This is a genomic window from Flammeovirgaceae bacterium (genome assembly GCA_015180985.1).
GTDB lineage: Bacteria > Bacteroidota > Bacteroidia > Cytophagales > Cyclobacteriaceae > UBA2336.
Window position 1 is genome coordinate 691,723 of the sequence record CP054185.1, and the last position, 23,636, is coordinate 715,358.

26 protein-coding genes are annotated in these 23,636 nt (G+C 46.5%); 10 read left to right on the top strand and 16 right to left on the bottom strand.

Annotated features, from left to right (window positions below):
- Positions 1-42 precede the first annotated feature (42 nt).
- A complete protein-coding gene (locus tag HRU69_03350) occupies positions 43-1,512 on the bottom strand; it encodes an FAD-dependent oxidoreductase (protein QOI96580.1) in 1,470 nt (489 codons plus the stop codon).
- 48 nt (positions 1,513-1,560) lie between these two features.
- On the opposite strand from HRU69_03350, the gene HRU69_03355 reads away from it, so the two are divergent.
- The 5 genes from HRU69_03355 (at position 1,561) to HRU69_03375 (ending at position 6,868) form a co-directional block, all read left to right on the top strand.
- Positions 1,561-2,106 carry an ATP-binding protein gene (locus HRU69_03355; protein ID QOI96581.1) on the top strand — a complete coding sequence of 182 codons (546 nt, stop codon included), beginning with the start codon at positions 1,561-1,563 and terminating at the stop codon, positions 2,104-2,106.
- 68 nt (positions 2,107-2,174) lie between these two features.
- Positions 2,175-3,464, top strand: a complete 1,290-nt coding sequence (locus tag HRU69_03360) for an aminotransferase class V-fold PLP-dependent enzyme (protein QOI96582.1) — start codon at positions 2,175-2,177, stop codon at positions 3,462-3,464.
- Positions 3,461-5,860: a penicillin acylase family protein gene (locus HRU69_03365; GenBank protein ID QOI96583.1), complete on the top strand. Its 2,400-nt coding sequence runs from the start codon at positions 3,461-3,463 to the stop codon at positions 5,858-5,860. Before HRU69_03360 ends, HRU69_03365 begins: the two co-directional genes overlap by 4 nt.
- Positions 5,850-6,479: a Crp/Fnr family transcriptional regulator gene (locus HRU69_03370; GenBank protein ID QOI96584.1), complete on the top strand. Its 630-nt coding sequence runs from the start codon at positions 5,850-5,852 to the stop codon at positions 6,477-6,479. Before HRU69_03365 ends, HRU69_03370 begins: the two co-directional genes overlap by 11 nt.
- 179 nt (positions 6,480-6,658) lie before the next feature.
- Complete coding sequence (locus HRU69_03375; GenBank protein QOI96585.1) at positions 6,659-6,868, top strand: DUF2892 domain-containing protein; 210 nt, start codon at positions 6,659-6,661, stop codon at positions 6,866-6,868.
- A gap of 53 nt (positions 6,869-6,921) precedes the next feature.
- Here the strand turns inward: HRU69_03375 and HRU69_03380 are convergent, their stop codons facing one another.
- On the bottom strand, positions 6,922-7,845 hold the full coding sequence (locus HRU69_03380; GenBank protein ID QOI96586.1) for a LysR family transcriptional regulator: 924 nt from the start codon (positions 7,843-7,845) through the stop codon (positions 6,922-6,924).
- An 89-nt stretch (positions 7,846-7,934) separates the two neighbouring features.
- On the opposite strand from HRU69_03380, the gene HRU69_03385 reads away from it, so the two are divergent.
- From HRU69_03385 to HRU69_03405, 5 genes are read left to right on the top strand one after another with little or no spacing between them, the layout of a single operon-like run.
- Positions 7,935-9,371: an NADP-dependent isocitrate dehydrogenase gene (locus tag HRU69_03385; protein ID QOI96587.1), complete on the top strand. Its 1,437-nt coding sequence runs from the start codon at positions 7,935-7,937 to the stop codon at positions 9,369-9,371.
- A gap of 19 nt (positions 9,372-9,390) precedes the next feature.
- Positions 9,391-9,543, top strand: a complete 153-nt coding sequence (locus HRU69_03390) for a hypothetical protein (GenBank protein ID QOI96588.1) — start codon at positions 9,391-9,393, stop codon at positions 9,541-9,543.
- Entirely contained in the window at positions 9,540-9,842 is a 303-nt protein-coding gene (locus HRU69_03395; protein ID QOI96589.1) for a hypothetical protein, read from the top strand. Before HRU69_03390 ends, HRU69_03395 begins: the two co-directional genes overlap by 4 nt.
- 7 nt (positions 9,843-9,849) lie before the next feature.
- The gene (locus tag HRU69_03400) at positions 9,850-10,680 is read left to right on the top strand and encodes a hypothetical protein (protein ID QOI96590.1); all 831 of its coding nucleotides are present in this window, start codon (positions 9,850-9,852) and stop codon (positions 10,678-10,680) included.
- A gap of 3 nt (positions 10,681-10,683) precedes the next feature.
- Entirely contained in the window at positions 10,684-11,643 is a 960-nt protein-coding gene (locus HRU69_03405; protein ID QOI96591.1) for a sodium-dependent bicarbonate transport family permease, read from the top strand.
- A 1-nt stretch (position 11,644) separates the two neighbouring features.
- Here the strand turns inward: HRU69_03405 and HRU69_03410 are convergent, their stop codons facing one another.
- The 14 genes from HRU69_03410 to HRU69_03475 all read right to left on the bottom strand — a co-directional run bounded on the left by HRU69_03410 (position 11,645) and on the right by HRU69_03475 (position 23,547).
- Positions 11,645-13,105: an amidohydrolase gene (locus HRU69_03410; protein ID QOI96592.1), complete on the bottom strand. Its 1,461-nt coding sequence runs from the start codon at positions 13,103-13,105 to the stop codon at positions 11,645-11,647.
- Between the two features lie 82 nt (positions 13,106-13,187).
- Positions 13,188-13,775: a VTT domain-containing protein gene (locus HRU69_03415; protein QOI96593.1), complete on the bottom strand. Its 588-nt coding sequence runs from the start codon at positions 13,773-13,775 to the stop codon at positions 13,188-13,190.
- Between the two features lie 9 nt (positions 13,776-13,784).
- Entirely contained in the window at positions 13,785-14,951 is a 1,167-nt protein-coding gene (locus tag HRU69_03420; GenBank protein QOI96594.1) for a hypothetical protein, read from the bottom strand.
- Positions 14,948-16,417, bottom strand: a complete 1,470-nt coding sequence (locus HRU69_03425; protein QOI96595.1) for a PAS domain S-box protein — start codon at positions 16,415-16,417, stop codon at positions 14,948-14,950. The genes HRU69_03420 and HRU69_03425 overlap by 4 nt, the downstream gene beginning before the upstream one ends.
- A gap of 193 nt (positions 16,418-16,610) precedes the next feature.
- Positions 16,611-17,492, bottom strand: coding sequence for an ATP synthase F1 subunit gamma (gene atpG / locus HRU69_03430; GenBank protein ID QOI96596.1), 882 nt, complete (start codon positions 17,490-17,492; stop codon positions 16,611-16,613).
- A gap of 27 nt (positions 17,493-17,519) precedes the next feature.
- Positions 17,520-19,094 carry a F0F1 ATP synthase subunit alpha gene (locus HRU69_03435; GenBank protein QOI96597.1) on the bottom strand — a complete coding sequence of 525 codons (1,575 nt, stop codon included), beginning with the start codon at positions 19,092-19,094 and terminating at the stop codon, positions 17,520-17,522.
- Positions 19,095-19,126: 32 nt separating this feature from the next.
- Positions 19,127-19,687 carry an ATP synthase F1 subunit delta gene (gene atpH / locus HRU69_03440; protein ID QOI96598.1) on the bottom strand — a complete coding sequence of 187 codons (561 nt, stop codon included), beginning with the start codon at positions 19,685-19,687 and terminating at the stop codon, positions 19,127-19,129.
- A 2-nt stretch (positions 19,688-19,689) separates the two neighbouring features.
- A complete protein-coding gene (locus tag HRU69_03445) occupies positions 19,690-20,184 on the bottom strand; it encodes a F0F1 ATP synthase subunit B (GenBank protein ID QOI96599.1) in 495 nt (164 codons plus the stop codon).
- A 76-nt stretch (positions 20,185-20,260) separates the two neighbouring features.
- Complete coding sequence (atpE, locus tag HRU69_03450) at positions 20,261-20,503, bottom strand: ATP synthase F0 subunit C (protein QOI96600.1); 243 nt, start codon at positions 20,501-20,503, stop codon at positions 20,261-20,263.
- A 59-nt stretch (positions 20,504-20,562) separates the two neighbouring features.
- Positions 20,563-21,588, bottom strand: coding sequence for a F0F1 ATP synthase subunit A (gene atpB, locus HRU69_03455; protein ID QOI96601.1), 1,026 nt, complete (start codon positions 21,586-21,588; stop codon positions 20,563-20,565).
- Positions 21,589-21,689: 101 nt separating this feature from the next.
- Positions 21,690-22,043 (bottom strand): hypothetical protein, encoded by a 354-nt coding sequence (locus tag HRU69_03460; protein ID QOI96602.1) that lies wholly within the window; start codon positions 22,041-22,043, stop codon positions 21,690-21,692.
- 5 nt (positions 22,044-22,048) lie between these two features.
- On the bottom strand, positions 22,049-22,285 hold the full coding sequence (locus HRU69_03465) for an AtpZ/AtpI family protein (GenBank protein ID QOI96603.1): 237 nt from the start codon (positions 22,283-22,285) through the stop codon (positions 22,049-22,051).
- The gene (locus HRU69_03470; protein QOI96604.1) at positions 22,230-22,673 is read right to left on the bottom strand and encodes a polymer-forming cytoskeletal protein; all 444 of its coding nucleotides are present in this window, start codon (positions 22,671-22,673) and stop codon (positions 22,230-22,232) included. Before HRU69_03470 ends, HRU69_03465 begins: the two co-directional genes overlap by 56 nt.
- Before the next feature lie 10 nt (positions 22,674-22,683).
- Positions 22,684-23,547 carry a M23 family metallopeptidase gene (locus tag HRU69_03475; protein QOI96605.1) on the bottom strand — a complete coding sequence of 288 codons (864 nt, stop codon included), beginning with the start codon at positions 23,545-23,547 and terminating at the stop codon, positions 22,684-22,686.
- Positions 23,548-23,636: the final 89 nt, after the last annotated feature.

Genomic DNA, 23,636 nt, shown 5'->3' on the forward strand with positions numbered 1-23,636 from the left:
AAAGAATAAGTCGTCCTACGACTTCAAGTCGTAGGACGACTATTACGGAACAATCGTGTCAATCACTTCAAAGGCGGCCCGTTCGCCTGATTTCAGTGCACCGCTCACCGTGCCGAACTCACCGGTGGTGTCGGTTGCTTCGCCTGCAAAAAACAGTTTGCCATCAACGGGCGCAGCCAGCGCATCCCGGTCGGCCGGAAGGCCCCCCGTTAACGGAAATGAAAATCCTCCCCTGGCAAAGGGGTCTTTGGTCCAGTCTTTAATGGTATAGAGCAGCTTATTCTCTTCGCCAGCCAGGGTACTTCTGCGCACGTTTTCGGTAGCATCGCCATTAAACCAAACATCCATCTCAGCGATGATGCTCTCCACCACCTGGTCGCCCGTCATGAGTGAATACGCCTCCGCTTTCGGCCCGTTAACGGTAATGCTCAGCGCTTTATTTAAGGTGCTTCGCCCAACACCGGCATTCAGCATCATCGGGGCCTCCGTGCTGCCGATAACCGCGGCCACATCTTCGCCCCAGAAGTTGCGTTTAAACTCAATAAGGATCCGCATACTGGCTTCCATGCCGATGCGGCTCAGGGCGGTTAATTTTGAAGCCGGCAAGCCGGGTGAAAAAGCAATATCGCCCGCTTTGAGGATCGATACGGGTACAGTTACAATCAGTTTATTTACGGTCTCGCTTCCGCCACTGTGCGTTATTTCAATTACATCGCCAGCATAGTTTACCGACTGCACAATTGTATTGAATTTAATACCGGACACCACCCGGCTGTAAACCGAAAGGAGTGTATCCTGCATTGGGTTGTTTCGTAAGGTCAACTCAACACCATCATGCTCAACTAATGAAAGGCCATTAGCCAGCGCATGGGCACCAATACGACCATGGGATGAGCCATACGGTATTCCAAGCCATGAATTAACAAGTCCTTGCATACTGGCAACAACACCAGCGTTGGTTGCTGCCTGCTCCACACTAAGCCCCGCCCCTCCGGTAAAAGTTGAGAAGTTATCTCTGAAGGTCTTTGCCGTGACGAAATCAGAATTTAATAAAGCCTCCGCTTCAGTTTTAACAACATTATCCAGCACATACCGGTCGGCACTCAGGGTTCTGAAATTAACCGTGGGTACCTTCCGGATTTTCAGAATCTCTCCCCATTTTGAATTGGATCCATTAACCCGATCGGCACCCAGTTCAAACGGAAAATCTGAATACGGGTAATTGTTCGGAAAGAAAATCAGTGAATCGCTGGGTGCATCGGTGCGGTGCAAAGAGCACACCCTGCCGCCTACCCTGCCGGTGGCTTCAAAAATTTTTACTTTAACACCCTTCGATATCAGGATGTCGGCCGCAATCAGTCCGGCAGCACCGGCACCAATTATACCTACTACGCCATCGTAGTTTATCTCCGGGCCGGGGCTTTCCTTATCGCACGAACTAAGCCATGCCGGCAAAGTAAGGCCGGCTGTTACACCTAAACCAATCTGCTTCAGTGCTTTTCTGCGCTTCACGAGTACCTGATTTTCTGAAAGATAATAAAATATGCCATTTTGGGCCTTATGGATACGGTAAAGCGCGCTTTGGTAAAACGGGTTGCCCTTGTTGGCCCCGAATGCACCGGTAAAACTGCCCTTTCAAAAGCACTGGCCCGTCACTATCAAACCGTGTGGGTGCCGGAGTTTGCCCGTACCTATATTGAGGGGTTAACCAGGCCCTATCATCAGGGTGATTTATTTGTTATTGCACAAGCTCAACTTCAATCAGAAGAAAACCTGGCAAAGCAGGCCAACCGCGTATTGATTTGTGATACCAACCTTATTGTGATTAAAGTTTGGAGTGAGTTCAAGTATGGCGCATGTGATAATCGCATAACGCAATGGCTAACCAACCAGTATTACCACCACCATTTTCTTACCGATATTGATGTGCCCTGGGAGGCTGATCCGCAGCGCGAACACCCCGACAAACGCGAATATTTTCTTGAAGTTTACCGCAAGGAGTTGTTAAAACTGAATGTTCCGTTTACCAAACTTAGCGGAACCCTGAAGGAACGACTGCACACGGCAACCATGATCATTGATTCCCTCCTTTCAGATAAAGATTAGTGCTTTGGCAAAATCGGGGAAGCAGATTATCAGAAAAAATTCTACTTTCCATTCAAATACCTGAACCCATGAGTAACCGCAGAAACTTCCTGCAAAAAGCCCTCGGCTTTGCCGGGGCCTTTTCGCTGGCTCCACTGGCCGCAAAAGCTGTTGCCGAAGATGTAACGGATGCCTTGCAGTCGCTTAATAAACTTAGTCCGCTTGATGCGGCTTCGGATGAGGACCTGTGGGCGCGGATGGCACAAGCCTACACGGTATCGCCCAACATTATGAACCTGAACAATGGCGGAGTGAGCCCGCAGCCGAAAGTTGTGCAGGATGCCGTTGACCGTTACTACCACCTGAGCAACGAAGCCCCTACCTATTATATGTGGCAGATACTGGACAAAGGCCGTGAGCCACTGCGCAGAAAGTTAGCTGACCTGGCCGGCACATCACCCGAAGAACTGGCCATTAACCGCAATGCCACCGAGGCACTGGATACAGTAACCTGGGGTTTGACTTTAAATAAGGGTGATGAGATTGTGATGACCAAACAGGACTACCCCAACATGGTACAGGCTTGGAAACAAAAGGAAATGCGCGATGGCATTAAAATCAAATGGATCAGCTTTAACCTGCCAGTAGAAAATGACGAAACCTTCGTTAAGGAGTTTATTAACGCCACCACCGCCAAAACAAAAATCTGGCACATCACCCACATGATTAACTGGACAGGCCAGATCCTGCCCGTAAAAAAATTATGTGAAGAAGCGCGCAAACGTAACATCATTTCCATTGTAGATGGCGCCCATACCTTTGCCCACATGGATTTTAAACTACCCGACTTCAGTCCGGATTATTATGGCACCAGCCTGCATAAGTGGCTGAGCGCACCCTTCGGCACCGGCATGCTGTATGTAAAGAAGGAAAACATTGCAGGATTGTGGCCGCTCTTCCCCAACGATAAACCCACCGACAGCAACATCCGCAAATTTGAAACACTCGGTACCCGGTCGTTCGCACCCGAACAGGCCATCGGCCAGGCCATTGATTTTCATAACGCCATTGGCAGCAAACGCAAAGAAGAACGCCTGCGCTATTTAAAAAACTACTGGTGCGAAAAGGTAGTGAAAAACCCACGCGTTAAACTGCACATCTCTATGAAACCCGAATATGCCTGCGCGCTGGGCACCTTTTCGATTGACGGCATGGACCCGAATGATGTGGTGAGCAAACTCTTCAATGAGCACCAGATTCACACCACCGGTATTAAATGGGAAAACATCAGCTGTGTACGCGTTACACCCCACGTGTACACCACCACCCGCGATTTGGATCGGTTTGTTGACGCAGTGCTTAAGATTGCCTCCTCATGAAAATTTGGTTTGCCGCTTTGCTTTTTGTTTTTGCCTGCCAAACAGAAAAGCAAAAAGCAACTGAACTGGTGGTGCCGGGCCTGCTAAAACCCGTTGAACTATTTCGCGACTCGGCAGGCATCAACCATATTTTTGCTCAAAATGAACACGACCTTTTTTTTGCACAGGGCTATTGTGCGGCCAAAGACCGGCTCTTTCAGTTTGAGGTGTGGCGCAGGCAGGCTTCCGGAACGCTTTCCGAAATACTGGGTGAAGATGAGGCGCAGCGCGATATCGGTGCGCGCCTGTTTAAATACCGCGGTGATTTAGAGAAGGAGTTCAATCATTATCATCCTCGCGGAAAAGAAATTATTACCGCCTTTACCAACGGCATCAATGCATTCATAGCCGAAACTGAAAAAAATCCGGAGTTGCTGCCGACCGAATTCGGTTTGCTGGGAATTAAGCCCGGTTACTGGACGCCCGAGCTGGTAGTGTCGCGTCACCAGGGTTTGTTGGGAAATTTAACAGATGAACTGAATATTGCGAGGGCTGTGGCCCTGCTGGGGGTCGAAAAAGTAAAAGACCTGAAGGCCTTTGAGCCCGGTACGCCCCGGTTAACACTCGACCCGTCCATTGATGCATCCGGTTTGTTTGAACCTGTTATCGGGTTGTACGAAGCCTTTCGTAAACCTGTTTTATTTACACCAAACCATCTGGCCGAAGGTGCCTCATCCCACAATAAACAATTTCAACAAGTTGCAGGTACCGACAGACCCACTTTCACAGAACTTTTCACTGATCCTGACCGAACCATCGGCAGCAATAACTGGATTGTAAGCGGCAGCAAAACCACGACAGGCTTGCCCATGCTGGCCAACGACCCGCACCGGGCCGTTACCGTACCCTCGCTTCGCTACATCGTTCACTTAAACGCCCCAGGCTGGAATGTAGTGGGAGGCGGAGAGCCTACTATCCCCGGAGTTTCCATCGGCCACAATGCGTATGGCGCATGGGGTTTAACCGTGTTTAATATTGATGTTGAAGATTTGATGGTGTACGAACTTAATCCGAAAAACGAACTACAGTACCGGTATAAAGGCAACTGGGAAAATATGAAAGTGGTGCACGATACCATCCGTGTTAAAAATGCAAGCGATGTTTACGTTGCACACAAATACACCCGCCACGGTCCTGTTACCTTCATCGATAAAAAACGTAACAAAGCATACGCTGTACGATGTGCGTGGCTTGAGCCGGGAGGTGCACCGTACCTGGCCAGCCTGCGGATGAACACCGCCCAAACGTGGGAAGAATTTCGTGAAGCCTGTTCGTACAGCCACGTACCGGGCGAAAACATGATTTGGGCCGATAAAGCCGGCAACATCGGGTGGCAGGTGGTGGGCATCGCACCGGTGCGTAAAAACTGGGATGGCCTGGTGCCCGTACCGGGCGATGGCCGTTATGAGTGGGAAGGATTTTTGCCTATAAGAGAACTTCCTCATCTGTATAATCCGGAAAAAGGTTACTGGGCAACCGCTAATGAAAATTTAGTTCCGGCTGATTACCCTCACCGCCATGCAGTGGGCTGGGAATGGGCCGACAGCAGCCGCGCAAAACGCATTGAAGCCGTGTTATCGGAAAATAAAAAATTCAGCCAGGCTGATTTAGCACAATTGCAATTCGATTACTATTCCCTTCCGGCTAGCCGACTCACACCTTATTTGAAAGACATTTCATTTTCTGGTGCAAAAACCGACAGTTTAAAAAATCTGTTGTTGCGATGGAACTACATGCTGGACAAAAATTCAGTTGAAGCCGCAGTGTATATGGCCTGGGAAAAGAGGTTGATAGAAAAGGCGTATCCGCTTTTTGTGCCTGAAAAAGCCCGCCCGGTAATACGGGGCGTTTCACTTCGAAAAGTAATCCACTGGATAGCCGTTAACCGGCCGGAGTTGGGCACCAGAAGCACCTTTTTAAAAACTTGCTTTGAGGATGCCGTTCAACAGCTTACTGTAAAACTTGGCTCCAATACTAAAAACTGGCAGTACGGCCAGCCGGCCTACCATCACATACATATTAAACATCCGCTGAGCAATGCCCTGAGCGATTCGCTGCAGAAGATTTTCAACTGCGGGCCCTTACCGCGTGGCGGATCAGCCTCTACACCTAATGTAACCAGCAACAACGATAACCAAAGCCATGGGGCTACCTTCAGGATGGTGGCCGATGTTTCCGACTGGGATAATACAACATTTACGAATTCGCCCGGGCAAAGCGGTGATGTGCGCAGTGTATTTTATCGAAATCTTTTTGAAGGCTGGGCTAAGGATACGCATTTTAAGGTTTATTTTTCACGTGCTAAAATTGAGAGTAATGCACACGAAAAAAACCTGTTAACCCCCCATGCCCGTTGATCTTTGGCTTTTGAAAAAAACGCTGCCCCAACTCAGCGAAGCGTTACAAAAACAGTTTGCCTCCGAAGGAACCGCAACCGAACTGGAAAGCGGTGCCGAAATCCTGAAAGAAGGTCAGTTGGTTAAAATGATACCCATTGTACTTGATGGGCTGGTGAAAGTTTTTACCCGTTACGAAGACAAGGAGTTACTATTGTACTACATCAGGCCCCGCGAAAGTTGTGTGATGTCGTTTCTGGCCGGCATCAAAAATCAGCCCAGCCGGATTTTTGCGCTTGCCGAAGAGCGTACCACGTTACTACTCCTTCCTTCACAAAAGCTGGAGCGATGGATAAACGAATACCCGCAACTGAATAACCTGTTTTATGATCTATACAACAATCGCTACTCTGAATTAATAGACACACTGCACCAACTCATTTTTCAAAAGCTGGATGCCCGGTTGTATGACTACCTGGTTGAAAAAAGCCGGCTTAAGGACACGGCCTTCCTGGATATACGCCACCGCGAAATTGCCCAGGATTTGGGCACTTCGCGCGAGGTTATTACCCGCGTGCTTAAAAAACTCGAAAAAGAAGGAAAAATCAGGCAAACTCATCTGGGCATCCACCTGCTATGATTTTTATCAGCCGGTGACCAACGTCACCGGTTTTGCCAACATGCAAACCTAATTTTGATTTATCATTTCAGTTATGAAAAACAAGGCCCTGAAACTCATCGTGGTTTGTTTGATGTGCGTGGGCATTGTTTACCTGCTGGTTTGGATTTTTAAATAGAAAAACTAAAACCTCAATCGTTATGAAAAAGAACATGGGAAACGTTGATCGGATCATCCGGGTAATCCTGGCTGTGATTTTTGGCGTGCTGTATTTTACCGGAACGGTAAGCGGCACCCTGGGCCTGGTGTTGATTATTCTTGGCGCGGTATTCTTGCTGACCAGCTTGGTTAGCTTTTGCCCGCTCTACGCCATCGTGGGCCTGAGTACCTGCCCGACAAAAACAGCTTAAGTAGTTAGCGGGTTCTGGCTTGGTTAACGGTCAGAGTCCGCTTATCCTTTACTTTAATAGTCTTCGAACCACTGAAATGTTCGCAGCACGATGTGGTTTTTTTCCCTTCGGAGGTAATCCAGAAATGCCTGCGCCACCGGAGAATGTTTTTTACCCTTCAGCCAGATAAGACTCCAGGTGGTTTTGATAGGCAGCCCCTTTACCGGTATTATCTGGAGTTGGTGTTCATGCAGTTCATTTTTAATACCAATCAGGGGCATGATGGAATAACCCAGCCCGGCCAGCACCGCCTGTTTAACAGCTTCATTGGAAGTTAACTCCATTTTACGCACAACCGGAATATTGTTTCTGTTAATAAACGCTTCCATCGTTTGGCGCGTACCCGAGCCCTTTTCCCTGAAAATAAGCGGCAATTCGCGAAGCAGGTTTTTTGAATACGGTTCCTTCTTAAAAGCCCGCTCCATGTTACCGATCAGGTAAAGCTTGTTTTGCATCAGATCAATCCGATCAACCCGCAAAGATGTTGGCAGGATCGAAACCAATGAAAAGTCAACCTCGTTGTTTTCCAGGCTTTGAATCACCTGGCTTTTATTGGTTACATCGATGACTACTTCAACACCTCCGTGCTGCCGGGCAAATCCAGCAATGAAATGAGGCATTACGTATTTGCCGGTAGATACTACTGATATCCTCAGTTTACCGAATAACTGCCCCCGGTGTTCATACAACTTACCTTTGAGCAGGTTTACTTCTTCAAGAATGCGCGCTGCCGATTGAGCTACCTCCCGCCCGAAGTCGGTAACGTAAAGTTTACGCCCCACTACTTCGATCAGCGGCAAATCAAATTGATCCTGAAAATTTTTCAACTGGATGGATACAGCCGGCTGGGTAAGATGCAGGTCTTCTGAAGCCTTCGTTACGCTGCCGGCCTCAACCACTTTCAGAAAAATCTGAAGCTGATGCAATGTATAGTTCATAAGTATTATTTATGATTTTCATTTTAAAGTTAAATAAAAATATATGATTCTGATCTGCGATTTTCGCCCCGGATTTAACAAACAAACCAATGAACCGGATTACAATTGCCCGAGGTGATGGTATTGGACCTGAAATAATGGACGCTACGCTGGAGGTACTTATAGCCGCAGGTGCTCAACTGAAAATTGACGAGATTGAAGTGGGTGAAAAAGTTTACCTCTCAGGAAACTCCTCAGGCATTGCCCCCGAAGCCTGGGACATCATCCGTAAAAACAAAATTTTCCTTAAAGCGCCTATTACCACCCCACAGGGTGGAGGCTACAAAAGCCTGAACGTAACAACCCGGAAGTTTCTGGGGCTGTATGCCAACATCAGGCCATGCCGGAGTTTTCATCCCTTTATATCAACCAAGCACCCGGTAATGGATGTGGTTATTGTACGCGAAAACGAAGAAGATCTATACGCGGGCATTGAGCACCAGCAAACTGATGAAGTTGTACAGTGCCTGAAGCTCATCAGCCGGCCTGGTTGTGAGAAAATCATCCGGTATGCTTTTGAATTTGCCCTTCAGCAGGGAAGGAAAAAGGTAACCTGTTTTACCAAAGACAACATCATGAAGCAAACCGATGGCATGTTTCACAAAGTCTTTGATGAAATCGCCAAAGAATATCCTTCACTTGAAAACGAACATTGGATTGTAGACATAGGGGCAGCCAAGCTAGCCGATACACCGGAAGCCTTCGATGTGGTGGTTATGCCTAACCTTTACGGTGATGTGCTTTCTGATGTAGCCGCCCAGATTTCCGGTTCTGTCGGACTGGCCGGCTCAGCCAACATTGGGGAAGAATGCGCCATGTTCGAAGCCATTCATGGTTCAGCTCCACGCAGAGCCGGCCAGAATGTGGCCAACCCTTCAGGCCTGTTGCAGGGAGCCGTGATGATGCTCAATCACATCGGCCAGACGGATGTGGCAGAACAGGTGCAAAACGCCTGGCTCAAAACCATCGAAGATGGTATCCATACTTACGACATCTATTCGGAAGGAAGGAGTCGTAAAAAAGTTGGAACAAAAGAGTTTGCCCAGGCCATTATCAGCAACCTGGGTGAAAAGCCAAAAAGCCTGATGCCCGTTACATATGCCGGTAAAAAGGCGCTTCAGTTACCAAAGTACCAGCGGAAGGAACCGGCAAAGAAAGAATTGGTGGGTGTCGATTTGTTTGTTCACTGGGGCGGAACGGACCCAAATGAACTTGCCCGGAAATTACAAACCGTAAAATCTCAATCGGCTACACTTCAGCTAATAACAAATCGGGGAATAAAAGTGTACCCGAATGGATTTCCGGAGACATTCTGTACAGACCATTGGCGATGCCGGTTCATGCCTGCTGGCGGAAACGCCATTAAACCAACCGAAATAATTGAGCTGCTTCAAAGAGCGGTGCAAACAGGCGTTGATGTTGTGAAAACCGAAAACCTATACCACTTCGATGGAAAACCTGCATTCTCACTCGGCCAGGGACAATAAAAATTTAAATGATAGAACCATGATAAAATCAAGCATACTTCCGGCATTAGTAGTTGTTATAAGTGCAGTAATCTATTACTCCGATAATCCTATTATCTCACACCTGACATCCGCCCTGGTAATCATTGCTTCTGCCTTAATCATTCGCCACAAAACCAATTTCAAATCATGAAAAATACAGTTACACCAACCATTGCTTCGGTAAAACTTATTGATGGATTATTCAGCTCTCATGAAGCACAGGAAGTGCTGCTTGATTTAGTTAACAGTAAAATACATTTTCATGAGTTAAAAAACTTCAGCTCGCTAGAGCGCATTGGAAGGCCCGACCCTGTAGCGATTCAACGACTTCCGGAACTACGTGAAGAACGCAAAAGCATTATGGCGCTTACCGAGTATGCTGAAAAAAACAAGTGTACCCTGAAAATAACATCAGCGATAAGAATTGAACTTATTGAAGAGGGACGTTAGTCCGTTTATGGGCCAGACTTTTTGGATTGCTACCAAACACCAAAAAGAAGCCGTTATTGAACCCGTGCTGGCCAAAGAGCTTAACGTTACATGCAAAAAAATTTCCGGCTTTGATACCGATGCATTCGGTACTTTTTGTGGTACCGTTGCGCGAACAAAAACGCCTCTGGAAACAGCCCGGCTAAAAGCCAACGAAGGAGCACGATGTGTAAATGCACGTTACGTGATTTCCAGCGAAGGTTCATTCGGTCCTCATCCGCTTTACCCGATGATTGCCTGTGATGTTGAACTGCTTCTGCTATTGGATCGTGCAGAGGGGCATGAGTGGCACGTTACCCGAAGCAGTGTTAACACCAATTTTGGCAGTCAGCAGGTTGAAAATGAAAATCAGCTGGTTGCATTTGCCCGGTTAGCCCAATTTCCCGGGCATGGTTTAATGCTTCGCACCAAAAGTGAAATCAATAACACAATAGTAAAAGGGATAAGCACCTGGGCTCAGCTCAAACTTACTTATCGCAGGCTAAAATCAACCGGTGAAAACATCTTTGTCGAAACTGACATGCGGGCCATGTTTAACCCTACTCGTATGCGTTTAATCGGCCATGCCGCACGCGACCTGGCGTCTTTACTGCTTCGGGCTTGTCCTGCTTGTAGTTTTCCTGGTTTCGGTGTAACCGATATGATACCTGGCCTGGCCTGCAGGCAGTGTGGCTTAGCAACCCGGTCTGTAAAATCGCATATATACACATGCCAATCCTGCGGCTTCCTTCAGGAAGACAAATTTCCTTATGGCAAACAAAATGAAGAACCCCTGTATTGCTTTTTCTGCAATCCTTAACCCATGAATGTTCAACTACTCCTCGAAAACCTTACCAATCCGGCCCTTCTTTTTTTTGTGTTGGGCATCCTGGCGGTAACCTTTCGCAGCGACCTGCAAATTCCTCCAAACTCTTCCAAGTTTATCTCGCTTTACCTGCTCTTTTCCATTGGCTTTAAAGGAGGACAGGAATTGGCCCATGAGTCGTTTTCGTTTGAAATTGTCTGGTCAATTCTGTTCGGCTTAGCGGCCTCCTTTTTAATACCGGTGTACACTTATTTTATCTTGCGTAACCGGTTTTCAGTTTATGATTCGGGAGCAATTGCGGCCGCTTATGGTTCAATAAGCGCAGTTACTTTTGTTACCGCAACAACGTACCTGGAAGCACACCAATTAACCTTACAAGGTCACATGGTTGCTGTTATGGCGCTGATGGAAGCGCCTGCAATCATTAGCGGGCTTTTATTAATTAATTTCTTTTCCGGTAACGGGTATCAGCAATTCAGCAAACGAAAAGCAGTTTGCCATTCACTCACCAATGGCAGCGTGTTCTTAATTATTGGCAGCCTGGTCATCGGATTGCTGGCTAGCGAAGAGCAGGCACAGGGAATCAAGCCCTTCACAACGGATATCTTCAAAGGATTTCTAGCCATCTTCCTGCTGGACATGGGTATTGAAAGCGGGCGAAATCTTAAATCGCTCTTTTCTTTTGGCTGGTTTCCGATACTCTTTTCGGTGTTCATCCCCCTCATTAACGGTTGTTTATTTGCCTACCTGAGCGGCTTTATAACCCCCGATGTATCCAACCGGTTTATTTTCGCCATACTTACGGCAAGTGCATCTTACATAGCTGTTCCTGCCGCCATGAAAGTGAGTGTACCACAGGCCAACCCCGGACTTTATCTGCCTATGGCGCTGGCGATAACTTTCCCTATCAACATCACCATCGGTATGCCGCTTTATTATGCCATCGTCAACCAATGAATTACTTATCGCGGTAATCCAATGCAGGCTTTCGATCACCAATCAGCGCTGAGTATTTAAAATCAGGGCCTATGCGCTTTTGATAATCTTCCTTCGCTTTTTGGATTTGCGTACCGTCATTCAATAAATCAATACCGGTCAGGGCCAGTGTTTTTGCGGCCACCATCATTCCTTTAATCCCGATATCGACACCACCGCAAGCCACCGCCTGCCAGCTGTGGGCCGGCACACCGGGTACCCAGGTGGCTGTTACCAGGCCAACGGTAGGCACCACGTAACTTACATCGCCTACATCGGTAGAGCCGCCACTACCTTGCGCGTCTGTTTTAAAAGGATCAACCGTTGAAGCTGTTGATAATGCCGGGCTGGTGCCGATAAGTGATTGCTGAATTTTTTTTCCAAACTCCAATTCTTCGGGCGTATAGGTAACACCGCCCACCGTTGTAAGGTTAGCATGCATCAGGCGAGCCAGTGGTTCGTTGGGGAGTAAATCATAAACGCCTCCGATAATTTCGTACTCCACACGTGTTTCAGTGCCCATGGCTGCTGCATCAGCAATTTTTTTAATCCGATCAAAAATGCCGGCCAGTACATCGCGTTTAGGATGACGGGCATAGTAATACACTTCGGCAAAATCGGGTACTACGTTGGGCGCTTCGCCACCGGCTGTAATGATGTAGTGGATTCGGGTATCAGAAGGGATATGTTCTCTCATCATGTTAACCATGTAATTCATGGCTTCTACCGCATCAAGTGCAGACCGGCCGCGCTCAGGGGCACCGGCCGCATGAGCGGAGGTACCATGAAACCTGAACTTGGCCGAAACATTGGCCAGCGAAGTTGACGGGTTGGCGGCATTGCGGTTGCCCGGATGCCAGTGCATCACAACATCCACGCCATCAAAGAATTTTTCGCGTACCATGTACACTTTACCGGCACCGCCTTCTTCGGCCGGGGTGCCATACACTTTAATGGTTCCTTTTAACCCGGTTTGCATCATAGTTTCTTTCATCTCAATGGCAGCCGCAACCGAAGCAACACCAAACAGGTGATGGCCGCAGGCATGCCCGGCTGCGCGTGAGGGATCGGCCTTTTTTTCAGGAACTGCTTCCTGCGAAAGGCCCGGCAGCGCATCAAATTCAGCAAGAATACCAATTACCGGTTTACCTGATCCATAAGTAGCAACAAAAGCTGTTGGTATGCCAGCCACACCGGCTTCAACGGTAAAACCGTTTTTAGTCAACAACTCCTGCAACTGGGCTGTGCTTTTGTATTCTTTATACCCCACTTCTGAATACTTCCAGATGTTTAATGCAGCCTGCTTATAGGTATCATATTGTTTGTCGATACGGGCCATGGCCAACTTTTTAACCGCAGGCAAATCCTTTGACTTTATTGCGGTTTGGGCCCAGGTATAAACTGAAACAAAAGAAACTAAAAGAAGAAGTACTTGCTTTTTCATGACAATGGGGTTTAGGGTAACGTCAGGTGCCTTCTATTTAATACAGGAATAGAAAATAGTCAAGCTCTTTGAGGTAAGTAAATCAGGCTGAAAACCAGTTTGGAAACGACCAAACCATGTACCCATAGGCGGCAAACCGAACCACCCGCGAAATGCTAATGAGCAAAAACTGCTTAAACGGAAGGTTTACGCTGCCGGCCAGCATGCAGGTTGCTGAATAGGGTATCGGTGTTATGGCGGCCACTATTACCAGAAAGGCGCCATAGCGTTTTAGTTGGGCATCATATTGCATCAGATACCGGACGTGCAATTTTTTATAAGCGGTTGTTTTCGAAAAGTTGCTTCCTATCAGGTAGCCAATTACTCCGGCTAAATAGGAAATAACGGTAAGGATAATAAGATTAATTACAAACTGTAACAACGAAACTTTGTGTAGTATCCACACCAACATAAAAAATTCCGGAGGCACCAGGCCAAACAACACTTCAGAAGCAAAAAATACCAGAAAAAGAATAATTGGCTTATCCTGCAGTGCGTCAATATCTTTATGAAAAGTGGTTTGAATATATTCTTCAGCCAGAATGAAGACAGTAATAATTACAGCAAACCAGAGTAACCCGCGCAACAGGTTTTTTAATAAAAAGCCCGATTTGGTTTCTTCCTGTTGCATGCCGGCTGTTTAACTGATTATTGGAAAGCGTTTAAACGGTTTGCTCTCATCAAACAATTTACGGTAGGTAGCATGCCGTTTAACCACATGAGGGGTAACTTGTTCAGCCACGCGTATCATTTTGGGGTTAAAATCGCCAATCCAGTTCATTTCGTATTGTTCATACGGAAACGACCCGGAGTGAGCCATCCGCCTGAACGATTCAATAATGGCACCATCAACACCTTTACCCTGGTGTTCGGGCACAACGCCAAACAAAATTCCAAATGCTTTTTTATTTATGCCTGTTTTTTGATACCAAAGAAATTTAAGCTTAGCCGGTAGATTAAATTTTCCATTCAGGTATTTAAATATCTGGTTAAGTTCTGGTAGTGAAATAAAAAATACTACAGGTTCCTTACGGTAATAACCAAACCAAATCAATCGCTTATCCAAAACCGGTTTCATTTGCTTTACCAGGGCCAGGGCCTGCGTTTCAGTCAACTCGGGTATTTCGCCCCGCTTTGCCCATGCGCGGTTGTACACATGTCTGATCTCCACGGCAAGTTTCGTAACATCAATTTTATCCGGATGACCAAAGGTATACTCCTTGTCCTGAAATATACGCTCAGCCTTTTCAAGGAGTCGTGAATCCAGCGGGCCTTGTATGGGGCGTCCAAACGTAAGTTGGTAAAAATATACCCGGAAGCCATAGCGTTCAAACAACTCCCGGTAATATGGAAAATTGTAGTTGCACTGGTAATTAGGCTCCCGATCAAACCCCTCAACCAACAAGCCCCACCACCTGTCGCGGCTGCCGAAGTTAATGGGCCCATCCATGGCTTCCATGCCACGCGAGGCCAGCCAGTTTTTACAGGCATCGAATAATGTATTGGCGGCCTGCTGATTGTTAACGCACTCAAAAAAACCCATTCCGCCCGTTGGCTGGTCATTTCCTTTATGAACAGTTTTGTTATTCACAAAAGCGGCTACCCGGCCGATAGTTTGGTTTCCTTCGCGTAAAATCCATCGGATACACTCGCCATGCTGAAAAGTTTTGTTTACAGATTTATTGAATACACCTTCCACATCTTTATCCAACGGCCTAATCCAGCGGGGCTCATTTTTGTATATGCTTACCGGAAGAAGCAAAAACTCCCTGGCCAGTTCAGGTGTATTTACCTCAAGGAGATTCATGATTTCTTGTTTGCAAATTGAAAGAAGGAGCCTGCCCCCTGGTCGGCCCGGGCGTTGGGCAACTTAATGGTAAATGTAGTGCCAAATCCTACTTTACTGGAAACAGCAATTTTACCGCCCAGTTTTTCAACGGCATTTTTAACAATATACAATCCGATACCGGAGCCATCCGACCGCTCGGTTGCCCGGTAAAACATATCAAATATTTTATCCTGGTCTTCCTCGCTGATACCAATTCCATTATCAGCAAAAACAATGGTTGCCTCGGCCGGTGTAATTTCAACAGCAACATGCACCATCGCTTTAGCGGTTTGCGGCTGCCTGTATTTTATTGCGTTGGAAATGAGGTTACGGAAGATTTCTGATATTCGCCATGGGTCGCTGTAAAATTCCTGCTCCGACACACGGGTGGTTAATTCAACTTCGTTGGCCCCGGGCAGGTAACTCAAATCAGCAAAGGTCTTTGCGATGATTGATTTGAGATCGATTTTGCTGATACTCACCACCATTTTCAGGTTTTTGCTGTGGCTCAGCACATCGCTGATGAAATGATCCAGATCGTGTACTTTCTTTTCAATAACCTGAAAATAGGTCCGGAGATCATCGGTATTGCCGGGTAATTTTGAAAGGTTTATCAATCCCAGAATTGACGATAACGGAGCCCGCAAATCGTGCGAAACTTTATACACAAAATTATCCAGTTCGGTATTTCGGGTTTTTAGTTCTTCTTCGATCTTCTTTCGCTCGGAGATATCCACATAAACGCCATAAATACCGATAGCCTTATCGTCAAGTGTAACCGGAACACCATACAGGATAACATCCACCAGCCTGCCGGATTTATGCTTGCGGGTGGTTTCAACACTTATCAGGTTATTCGATGCAATCAGGTTGTTCAGATCAATGCCTTCGTTTTGAAGTTTTTCAGGAACAATAAAATCGTTCAGGTTCTTGCCCCGCAACTCGATTAGTTCATAACCAAACATTTCGTTAAAGCCGCGGTTCACCAACAGTACTTTGCCGTTAACATCCAGCATCACTACGGCCAGTGGCACGGTATTGAATAACTTCGTAAACAGGGCCTCATTTTTTTTCAACCGCTCTTCTTCCTGCCACTTACGCTCAGTTATATCAAGGATGAAGCCCTGATACTGTAACTCATCCAATGGGGCAGGGAGGCCTGTACGGATTTCTATCCAGCGAATGGTATTCTTTACCTGAATTCGTCCTATCCAACTCCATGGGCTTTTGTTTTGAAGCGCATCTGCAATGGTTGATTTAAAATTTTCGAGGTCGCCTGAAAAGATCACGCTTTCGCATGATGAATAGGTATCAAGCAATTCACCAGGCTTTACACCCAAAACTGCCTCGCAGTTATCCGTTAGCGACAACAATCTTGCCGAACCATCCGCACAGACGGCACATGTAAAAAATACAGCCGGAAAACCGGGAGAAAGTTCCTGCATGAAGAACCTGTGGTTAGGTTTAGTTAAACGTTATCAGGAGAGGGCAGATTAATTTTTTCAGGGGTGCAATATAGATTTTACCGTTTATTCTGCAAGTAAAAGCCAACGGCAAGCGAATAAAATTCTGAAAGTTTTACCCCAACAAGTCAAAAACTTCAAACCGATAATGTTCTTAAAATAGAGCCCGGCTTGGTCAGGAGGCCTTCAACGCTTCGGCACCGCCAACAATTTCGAGGATTTCTTTTGTAATAGCAGCCTGGCGGGTACGGTTGTAGCTTAGCCGAAGTTCTTTCAGAATCTCACCGGCATTTTCTGTGGCCTTATCCATGGCCGTCATGCGCGCACCGTTTTCAGCCGCGTTAGAGTCCAGTACGGATTTAAACAACTGGACCTTCAGTGATTTGGGTATAAGGCCTTCAAGTACTTGGGTGTTGTTGGGCTGGTAAATATAATCCGTTGTTTGGGTTGATGTTGAAGCCTGCTGAACCACCGGAAGGTACTGCTCGGTACGGAGAATTTGTGTAGCTACATTCTTGAATTCGTTGTACACAATTTCAATCTTATCGTATTTACCCGAACGAAAAGTGGCCATCAGGTAATCGGCAATACCCGAAACCGATTCGAACGACAGATGGCTAAACAGTCCGGCATAGTCATTCACCACACGGTATTTGCGCTTGGTGAAATATTCATTGGCCTTTTTACCTATAGGCAATATGCTTACCCCGCCTTGCTTAAACTGTGCAGCATACTTTTCTTCAATTACACGCTGAACGCCCTTGTAAACATTGGTATTAAAGGAACCGCACAGCCCGCGATCAGAACTGATGGCAACTATGAGCACATTGCTTTCAGGCCGTGCCTTGCTATACCAGTTATCGGTTGGTTCATTGGTTTGGGCAGCAGAAAGATTTTGAAGAATAACCGAAAGCTTCTGAGCAAACGGGCGCATCTGTAAAATGCGATCCTGCGACTTGCGGAGTTTCGCAGCAGCCACCATTTTCATGGCTTTGGTGATCTGCTGGGTAGAGACCACCGAACTGATGCGTGTTTTAACTTCTTTTAAGCTGGGCATGTTCTTTCTGAAATCAAAAAAGCCTGATTAATATTTAGCAGCCAGTTCCAGGGCGGTTTTTTTAATCGTTTCCAAATCCGAATCCTCCAGCTTACCGGCACGCAGGTTATTCAGTACACTGCGGTAACTGGAGCGCATCAGATCAAGGAATTCCTTTTCAAACTGGCGCACCTTATTTACCGGCACCTTGTCCAGATAGCCGCGGGTGGAGGCTGCAATAATAGCTACCTGCTCTTCAACCGGAACAGGCGCATACTGATCCTGCTTCAGGACTTCGGTGTTTCGTCTTCCGCGCTCGATGGTCAACTTCGTGGCGGCATCTAAATCAGAACCGAATTTTGCGAAGGCTTCCAGCTCGCGGAACTGCGCCTGGTCAAGCTTAAGCGTACCGGCTACTTTTTTCATGGATTTGATCTGGGCAGCACCCCCTACGCGCGACACCGAAATACCTACGTTAATAGCCGGACGGATACCCGAGTTGAACAAGTTGGTTTCCAGGAATATCTGCCCATCGGTAATGGAAATCACGTTGGTGGGAATGTAAGCCGAAACGTCACCCGCCTGGGTTTCGATAATGGGCAAAGCGGTTAACGATCCTCCTCCTTTTACCTTTGATTTCAGAGACGGGGGCAGGTCATTCATATTTTTGGCTACACTGTCGTCATTAATGATTTTGGCAGCACGCTCAAGCAGGCGTGAGTGCAGGTAAAAAATATCGCCCGGGTATGCTTCGCGTCCCGGTGGTCGTCTTAACAGCAACGACACTTCGCGGTAAGCAACTGCCTGCTTGGAGAGGTCATCGTAAATTACCAATGCGGGGCGGCCCGTATCGCGGAAATATTCACCAATTGCCGCACCGGTAAATGGTGCAAAGAACTGCATCGGTGCCGGATCGGAAGCTGTGGCTGATACAATAATGGTGTACGGAAGTGCACCGGCTTTTTCCAGAGCAGCAGCCACCTGGGCAACCGTTGAGCCCTTTTGACCGATGGCAACATAAATGCAATACACCGGTTTACCCTGTTCATAAAATTCTTTCTGATTAATAATGGTGTCAATCGCTACAGCGGTTTTGCCGGTTTGCCGATCTCCGATGATAAGCTCGCGTTGGCCACGGCCAATCGGAATCATAGAGTCGATGGCTTTAATACCGGTTTGCAGCGGTTCATTTACCGGCTGACGGTAAATTACACCGGGGGCTTTTCGCTCCATGGGCATTTCGAACAATTCGCCTTTCAGCGGGCCTTTGCCATCTACGGGCTCACCAAGGGTATCCACTACGCGGCTCAGCATGCCATCGCCAACCAGTACCGAAGCAATTTTTCCGGTTCGCTTAACCGTATCGCCTTCGTGTACGCCTTTCGAATCGCCAAACAATACGGCTCCTACATTGTCTTCTTCCAGGTTGAGCACCATGGCGCGGAGGCCATTTTCAAATTCGAGCAATTCACCTGACTGGGCCTGAGTTAGCCCATAAATGCGGGCCACGCCATCACCCACGGTAAGTACCGTGCCCACTTCTTCCAGTTGCGCATCGGTGCGTGCCTGTGCGAGTTGTTCGCGTAATATTGCTGATACTTCTTCAGGTCTGATTTCTGCCATATCAATTAGCTTATTCGTTCAACTTTCAATAACTAAAATTCCTTTATATAGGGATTCTGACTAAACTCTCTTTGCAATGCCTTTAACTGGTTATGGATAGAGGCATCAATCTGCTTATCGTCAACCGTAAGCACAAATCCTCCAATCATTTCCTTGTCCACCTTCTCAACCACTTCAACTTTTTTCTTGTCGCTTATTTTCTTTACGATGGCTTCAAATTCTTCGCGTAACTTTTTATCAAGAGGTACAGCAGTGGCTACCGTTGCCTGCACAATGCCCCTGTATTCGTTGTAGGCATTATGGAATTGTCGGGCAATTTCAGGCAGCAAAGGTTCGCGGTTTTTACGGGTAATAATGTCAAAAATCGCGAGGGTTAATTTGTGTACTTTACCTTTAAAAACCGTGTCCAGAATTTCTTTCTTTTTATCGTGCTTAATAACCGGGTTGCGCAGCATTAGGGTAAAAGCCCGGTTGCGTTCGCATACCTGGTTGAACAGTATCATGTCGTTATGTACTTCATCCAATGCATGCTGGTCAACGGCCAGGTGGAGCAGTGATTTTACGTAGCGATATGCAACCCGTGAGTCGGCCATGGTTAGTTAATCTTCAAATCTTTCAGGTAACTTTCTACCAGTTCCTTTTGCGTTTTATCATCGGCCAGGTTTTTCTTCATCAGCTTTTCGGCTATTTGAAGCGAGAACAGGGCCACCTGGATCTTCACGTCTTTTAATGCAGCCTGTTTTTCAATCTGGATGGCCTGTCGGGCATCATCAATAATTTTGTCGGCCGACTTTTTGGCTTCCATTTGTGCCTCTTCTTTCAGTCGGTTTGATGCTTCGCGGGCTTCTTTTAAAATCTTATCGCGTTCTTCGCGGGCTTCTTTTAATAACTTTTCGTTATCTGCCTTAAGCTGGCTCATTTCTGCCCGTGCTTTATCAGCCGTGTCGAGGGCGTTTTGAATTGAAGTTTCCCGCTCTTTTAATGAATTAAGAATGGGCTTCCACGCCAGTTTAGACAAGAGAATGAACAGCAGAATGAATACAATGGCCTGCCACAGTATTAATCCGGTTCCGGGAGTTAAAAGATCCATAGTATTGGTTATGCGTTGTTTTAAATTAAAAACGAAGAGGAGTTCCCGGCCTATTGCCGGATAAACTCCTCAACGGTTAGCCTAATGCCACCATCAGGCAAATAACCAGTGCAAACAGGGCAGCCACTTCAATGAGGGCGGCAATTACCAGCATTGCACCTTGAATTTTGCCGGAAGCTTCCGGCTGGCGGGCCATACCTTCCATCGCTGAGCCACCAATGCGGCCGATACCAATGCCAGCGCCAATCGCTGCCAGCCCGGCACCAATGCCAGCGCCCATGATTGCAAAACTCATGTCTAACAAAAGTGATAATAACATAGTGTTAAGTATTTATGTGAAACAACCCCGGCATTTTGCCGGGGATACCTTTAAATCTGTTAATGATGTTCATGCTCGGCTGTGGCCATTCCGATGTACAGCGAGGTGAACAGGGTAAATACATACGCCTGAATTCCCGCCACCAGCAATTCAATCAGGTTAATAAACAACACCATCAGTGTGGATGCCAGTCCAACGTAAATGCTGCCGAAGATGAACGTTAAACATATTAAACTCAAAATAACAATGTGCCCGGCCGTAATCGCCACGAATAAACGAATGGTGAGTGAAAACGGCTTGGTAAATAAGCCGATGATCTCAACGGGCAGAATAACAATACGAAGCGGAAGCGGTACACCGGGGGTCCAGAAAATGTGTCCCCAATAACTTTTGTTTCCGCTAACATTGGTGATGATGAACGTAAACACGGCAAGCGTAAGCGTAACCGCAATGTTGCCGGTCATGTTTCCTGCTCCGGGTAAAAGTCCCAACAGGTTGCCAAATAAGATGAAGAAGAAAAGCGTTAACAGATAAGGCAGGTACTTTTCGTAATGATGCCCGATGTTGGGCTTAACTATCTCATCCCGAACAAATACAATAATGGGTTCAAAAAACGACTGGATGCCGGACGGAGCTTTGCCTGAATTTTTTTGATACCGACCAGCCACCGTTAAAAAGACCAGCACCAGGAGCGCAGCATTGATAAACAACATGGCCACATTCTTGGTAATGGAGATGTCAAACACTGCTTTTCCTGTATCAGCCCGGTAAATGTGGTTATGCTCAAGCTTATACCCATTATATTCTACCACGTTGTGATGTTCATCATAAAAATTCCGCGATGAAAAAATATCCAAACCTTTCTCCTGCGAATACACAATTATTGGCAAATAAAGTGTGCCGTAGTGCCCGTCCCAGAAATGCCAGATGTGATCATCCATAACGTGATGGAGTATTACTTCACTGGCATTAAAAGCTTTTGTGCTGTCGGCCGGTTCAGCAGCCCGTGCTTCCCGCAAAAAGCCAAAAATCACAAGAGCTAAGAGTGTTGAAAATCGGGTGCTTTTTAAGAGAAAAACGCTCATTGGAAGGTGCTGACGGGGTTTTAAAATCCGACCGCAAAGGTAAAAATTAACGCTTCAGAATGAAATTTTTTATAGGTTTTTTGGCCTCGTAGCGGAGGTTCTTATTGATTCACTTTCCGGTACAGAAATGCTACCTCAGCAATCGTAAAAAGCAGGTAAACAATCATAAAAAAAACAACATTGGGGGTTGCACCATCCCGGTTTCGGGATATGACAAAAATCATGAATACGGCATAGGCCACCAGTTTAATGGCCATCGTAAGTAAATAAAACTGAACGAAGGATTCGGGACGCTCCTCTTTTGTATGAACCAGGTAATAAAACAAGCCAGCCGTACTGATGAACAGGAAGAACATAATATGGTAAAGGTGCGATGGCCAAACAGCTACTATTTGACTGTACACCAGGATGACGCCCGAGGAAATCAATACCAGCGTCAGTAAAAAGGAAGCCACCAATCTCACGAATTCAGGGATCGATACACCTGGTATAACATACCGGCCAGTGCCAGCACTCCGAATAACAACATAAAAACCGGAAAAGAAAATCTAAGATAGCTATCAAGCTTATAACCGAGCCACCCAAATACACCAATTGTTAAAAGCAACTGAAGGGCCAGCCCGCTGTATCGCAGGTAGGCGTTAAACGGATTTGGCTTCTTCGGTTCGGGTAAAGGTTCGTGTTGTCCCGATTCCATTCGTATCACCAATCTTAATTTCCTTTATGGTCGCACCCATTTTGCAAGAGCCGTTAAAGACTGCTCCGGGTTCAACAACCAATTTGCCTGTAATAATATCGCCATTAATTACTGCGGTTGCTTTCAATACAAGCAATTCGGCAATTTCAATTCTTCCTTTTACCTCACCCTCAATGTCGGCATTCTGGGCAGTAATGTTACCATGCACCTGCGAGGAATTTCCCAGGGCAACTTTTGATTTTGATTTAATGTGGCCGTTTACTTTGCCTTCGATACGAATATTGCCGTAGGTTTCAATGTTCCCTTCCAGATAGGTGCCTTTACCAATTGTGTTGCTTGAATTGCTGATCTCTTCAGCGGCACGTTTTTCTTCTTTTGATGCAAACATGTTTTTGTTGTTAAAACGTTACAAATTCTTCCGGATTAAGCGGGTTGCCATTGTACCACAACTCAAAATGAAGATGCGGACCGTTGGTTAACTCACCGCTGTTGCCAACTATAGAGATAATTTCGCCTGCATTAACAAAGGTACCAACTTTTTTATATAATTCGGCATTGTGCTTATAAACCGAAATCAGGCTGCCCTTATGCTGTATCATCATTACATAACCGGAGTCTTGTGTCCACGAAGCAAACACCACTGTTCCATCAGCAATGTTTTTAACCGGTTCATTGGTTTTGGTAACAATGTCCACGCCATAATGGCCCCGCTTCAGGTCAAACCGGTCGGAGACAAAGCCGGCAATCGGAGAGAAGAAAAATGTCTCCTGTAATTCACGGTATTTCGCGCTGGTAAATGTAATCAGGGCCAGATCGGATTTTTCAAAATCCTTTCTGAACTGTGAGTCGGCCGGAGCCAGTTTTAATTCAGTAGGTTTAATTACAGGTTTGCCATCAACCTTTAAAATCTCAGCCGCACTTTTAAAGTCTGATGTATCACCGCGAAGCACACGTTGAAAGTTGAGGATAAACTGCTCTTTCCGATCAACTTCCATCGAAAGAGAGTCAACCTTACCGGCCAGGTTAACCAGTTCACGATTCAACACCATCTGTTCAAAGCGCGGATCAAACCATTTAGCCAACAGGGTTTGAGCAAGGAACAGACTCACCACAAAAACGGTAGCAAACATTACGCCCAAAAAAAAGATTACCTTCGAGTAAGTAAAGCCAAAACTGGTCTTTTCGGCAAAGTTCTCCTCGTTGCGGATAATGAGTTGGTACCGGTTAGTTAGCCAGTTGGATAATGTCTTTTTCTGCTTCAAAAGGCGAATTTTAGCCGACAAAGTTAGATATTCCGAACGATTTAAATATGGAAAGCATCTTTTTTACGTTTCTAAAGGAACCGATAACG

Excerpts from the sequence above, each read along its gene's own strand:
- HRU69_03355 (QOI96581.1), top strand. The coding sequence starts at position 1,561 with ATGGATACGGTAAAGCGCGCTTTGGTAAAACGGGTTGCCCTTGTTGGC.
- HRU69_03360 (QOI96582.1), top strand. The coding sequence starts at position 2,175 with ATGAGTAACCGCAGAAACTTCCTGCAAAAAGCCCTCGGCTTTGCCGGG.
- HRU69_03365 (QOI96583.1), top strand. The coding sequence starts at position 3,461 with ATGAAAATTTGGTTTGCCGCTTTGCTTTTTGTTTTTGCCTGCCAAACA.
- HRU69_03370 (QOI96584.1), top strand. The coding sequence starts at position 5,850 with ATGCCCGTTGATCTTTGGCTTTTGAAAAAAACGCTGCCCCAACTCAGC.
- HRU69_03375 (QOI96585.1), top strand. The coding sequence starts at position 6,659 with ATGAAAAAGAACATGGGAAACGTTGATCGGATCATCCGGGTAATCCTG.
- HRU69_03380 (QOI96586.1), bottom strand. The coding sequence starts at position 7,845 with ATGAACTATACATTGCATCAGCTTCAGATTTTTCTGAAAGTGGTTGAG.
- HRU69_03385 (QOI96587.1), top strand. The coding sequence starts at position 7,935 with ATGAACCGGATTACAATTGCCCGAGGTGATGGTATTGGACCTGAAATA.
- HRU69_03390 (QOI96588.1), top strand. The coding sequence starts at position 9,391 with ATGATAAAATCAAGCATACTTCCGGCATTAGTAGTTGTTATAAGTGCA.
- HRU69_03395 (QOI96589.1), top strand. The coding sequence starts at position 9,540 with ATGAAAAATACAGTTACACCAACCATTGCTTCGGTAAAACTTATTGAT.
- HRU69_03400 (QOI96590.1), top strand. The coding sequence starts at position 9,850 with ATGGGCCAGACTTTTTGGATTGCTACCAAACACCAAAAAGAAGCCGTT.
- HRU69_03405 (QOI96591.1), top strand. The coding sequence starts at position 10,684 with ATGAATGTTCAACTACTCCTCGAAAACCTTACCAATCCGGCCCTTCTT.
- HRU69_03410 (QOI96592.1), bottom strand. The coding sequence starts at position 13,105 with ATGAAAAAGCAAGTACTTCTTCTTTTAGTTTCTTTTGTTTCAGTTTAT.
- HRU69_03415 (QOI96593.1), bottom strand. The coding sequence starts at position 13,775 with ATGCAACAGGAAGAAACCAAATCGGGCTTTTTATTAAAAAACCTGTTG.
- HRU69_03420 (QOI96594.1), bottom strand. The coding sequence starts at position 14,951 with ATGAATCTCCTTGAGGTAAATACACCTGAACTGGCCAGGGAGTTTTTG.
- HRU69_03425 (QOI96595.1), bottom strand. The coding sequence starts at position 16,417 with ATGCAGGAACTTTCTCCCGGTTTTCCGGCTGTATTTTTTACATGTGCC.
- atpG (QOI96596.1), bottom strand. The coding sequence starts at position 17,492 with ATGCCCAGCTTAAAAGAAGTTAAAACACGCATCAGTTCGGTGGTCTCT.
- HRU69_03435 (QOI96597.1), bottom strand. The coding sequence starts at position 19,094 with ATGGCAGAAATCAGACCTGAAGAAGTATCAGCAATATTACGCGAACAA.
- atpH (QOI96598.1), bottom strand. The coding sequence starts at position 19,687 with ATGGCCGACTCACGGGTTGCATATCGCTACGTAAAATCACTGCTCCAC.
- HRU69_03445 (QOI96599.1), bottom strand. The coding sequence starts at position 20,184 with ATGGATCTTTTAACTCCCGGAACCGGATTAATACTGTGGCAGGCCATT.
- atpE (QOI96600.1), bottom strand. The coding sequence starts at position 20,503 with ATGTTATTATCACTTTTGTTAGACATGAGTTTTGCAATCATGGGCGCT.
- atpB (QOI96601.1), bottom strand. The coding sequence starts at position 21,588 with ATGAGCGTTTTTCTCTTAAAAAGCACCCGATTTTCAACACTCTTAGCT.
- HRU69_03465 (QOI96603.1), bottom strand. The coding sequence starts at position 22,285 with ATGGAATCGGGACAACACGAACCTTTACCCGAACCGAAGAAGCCAAAT.
- HRU69_03470 (QOI96604.1), bottom strand. The coding sequence starts at position 22,673 with ATGTTTGCATCAAAAGAAGAAAAACGTGCCGCTGAAGAGATCAGCAAT.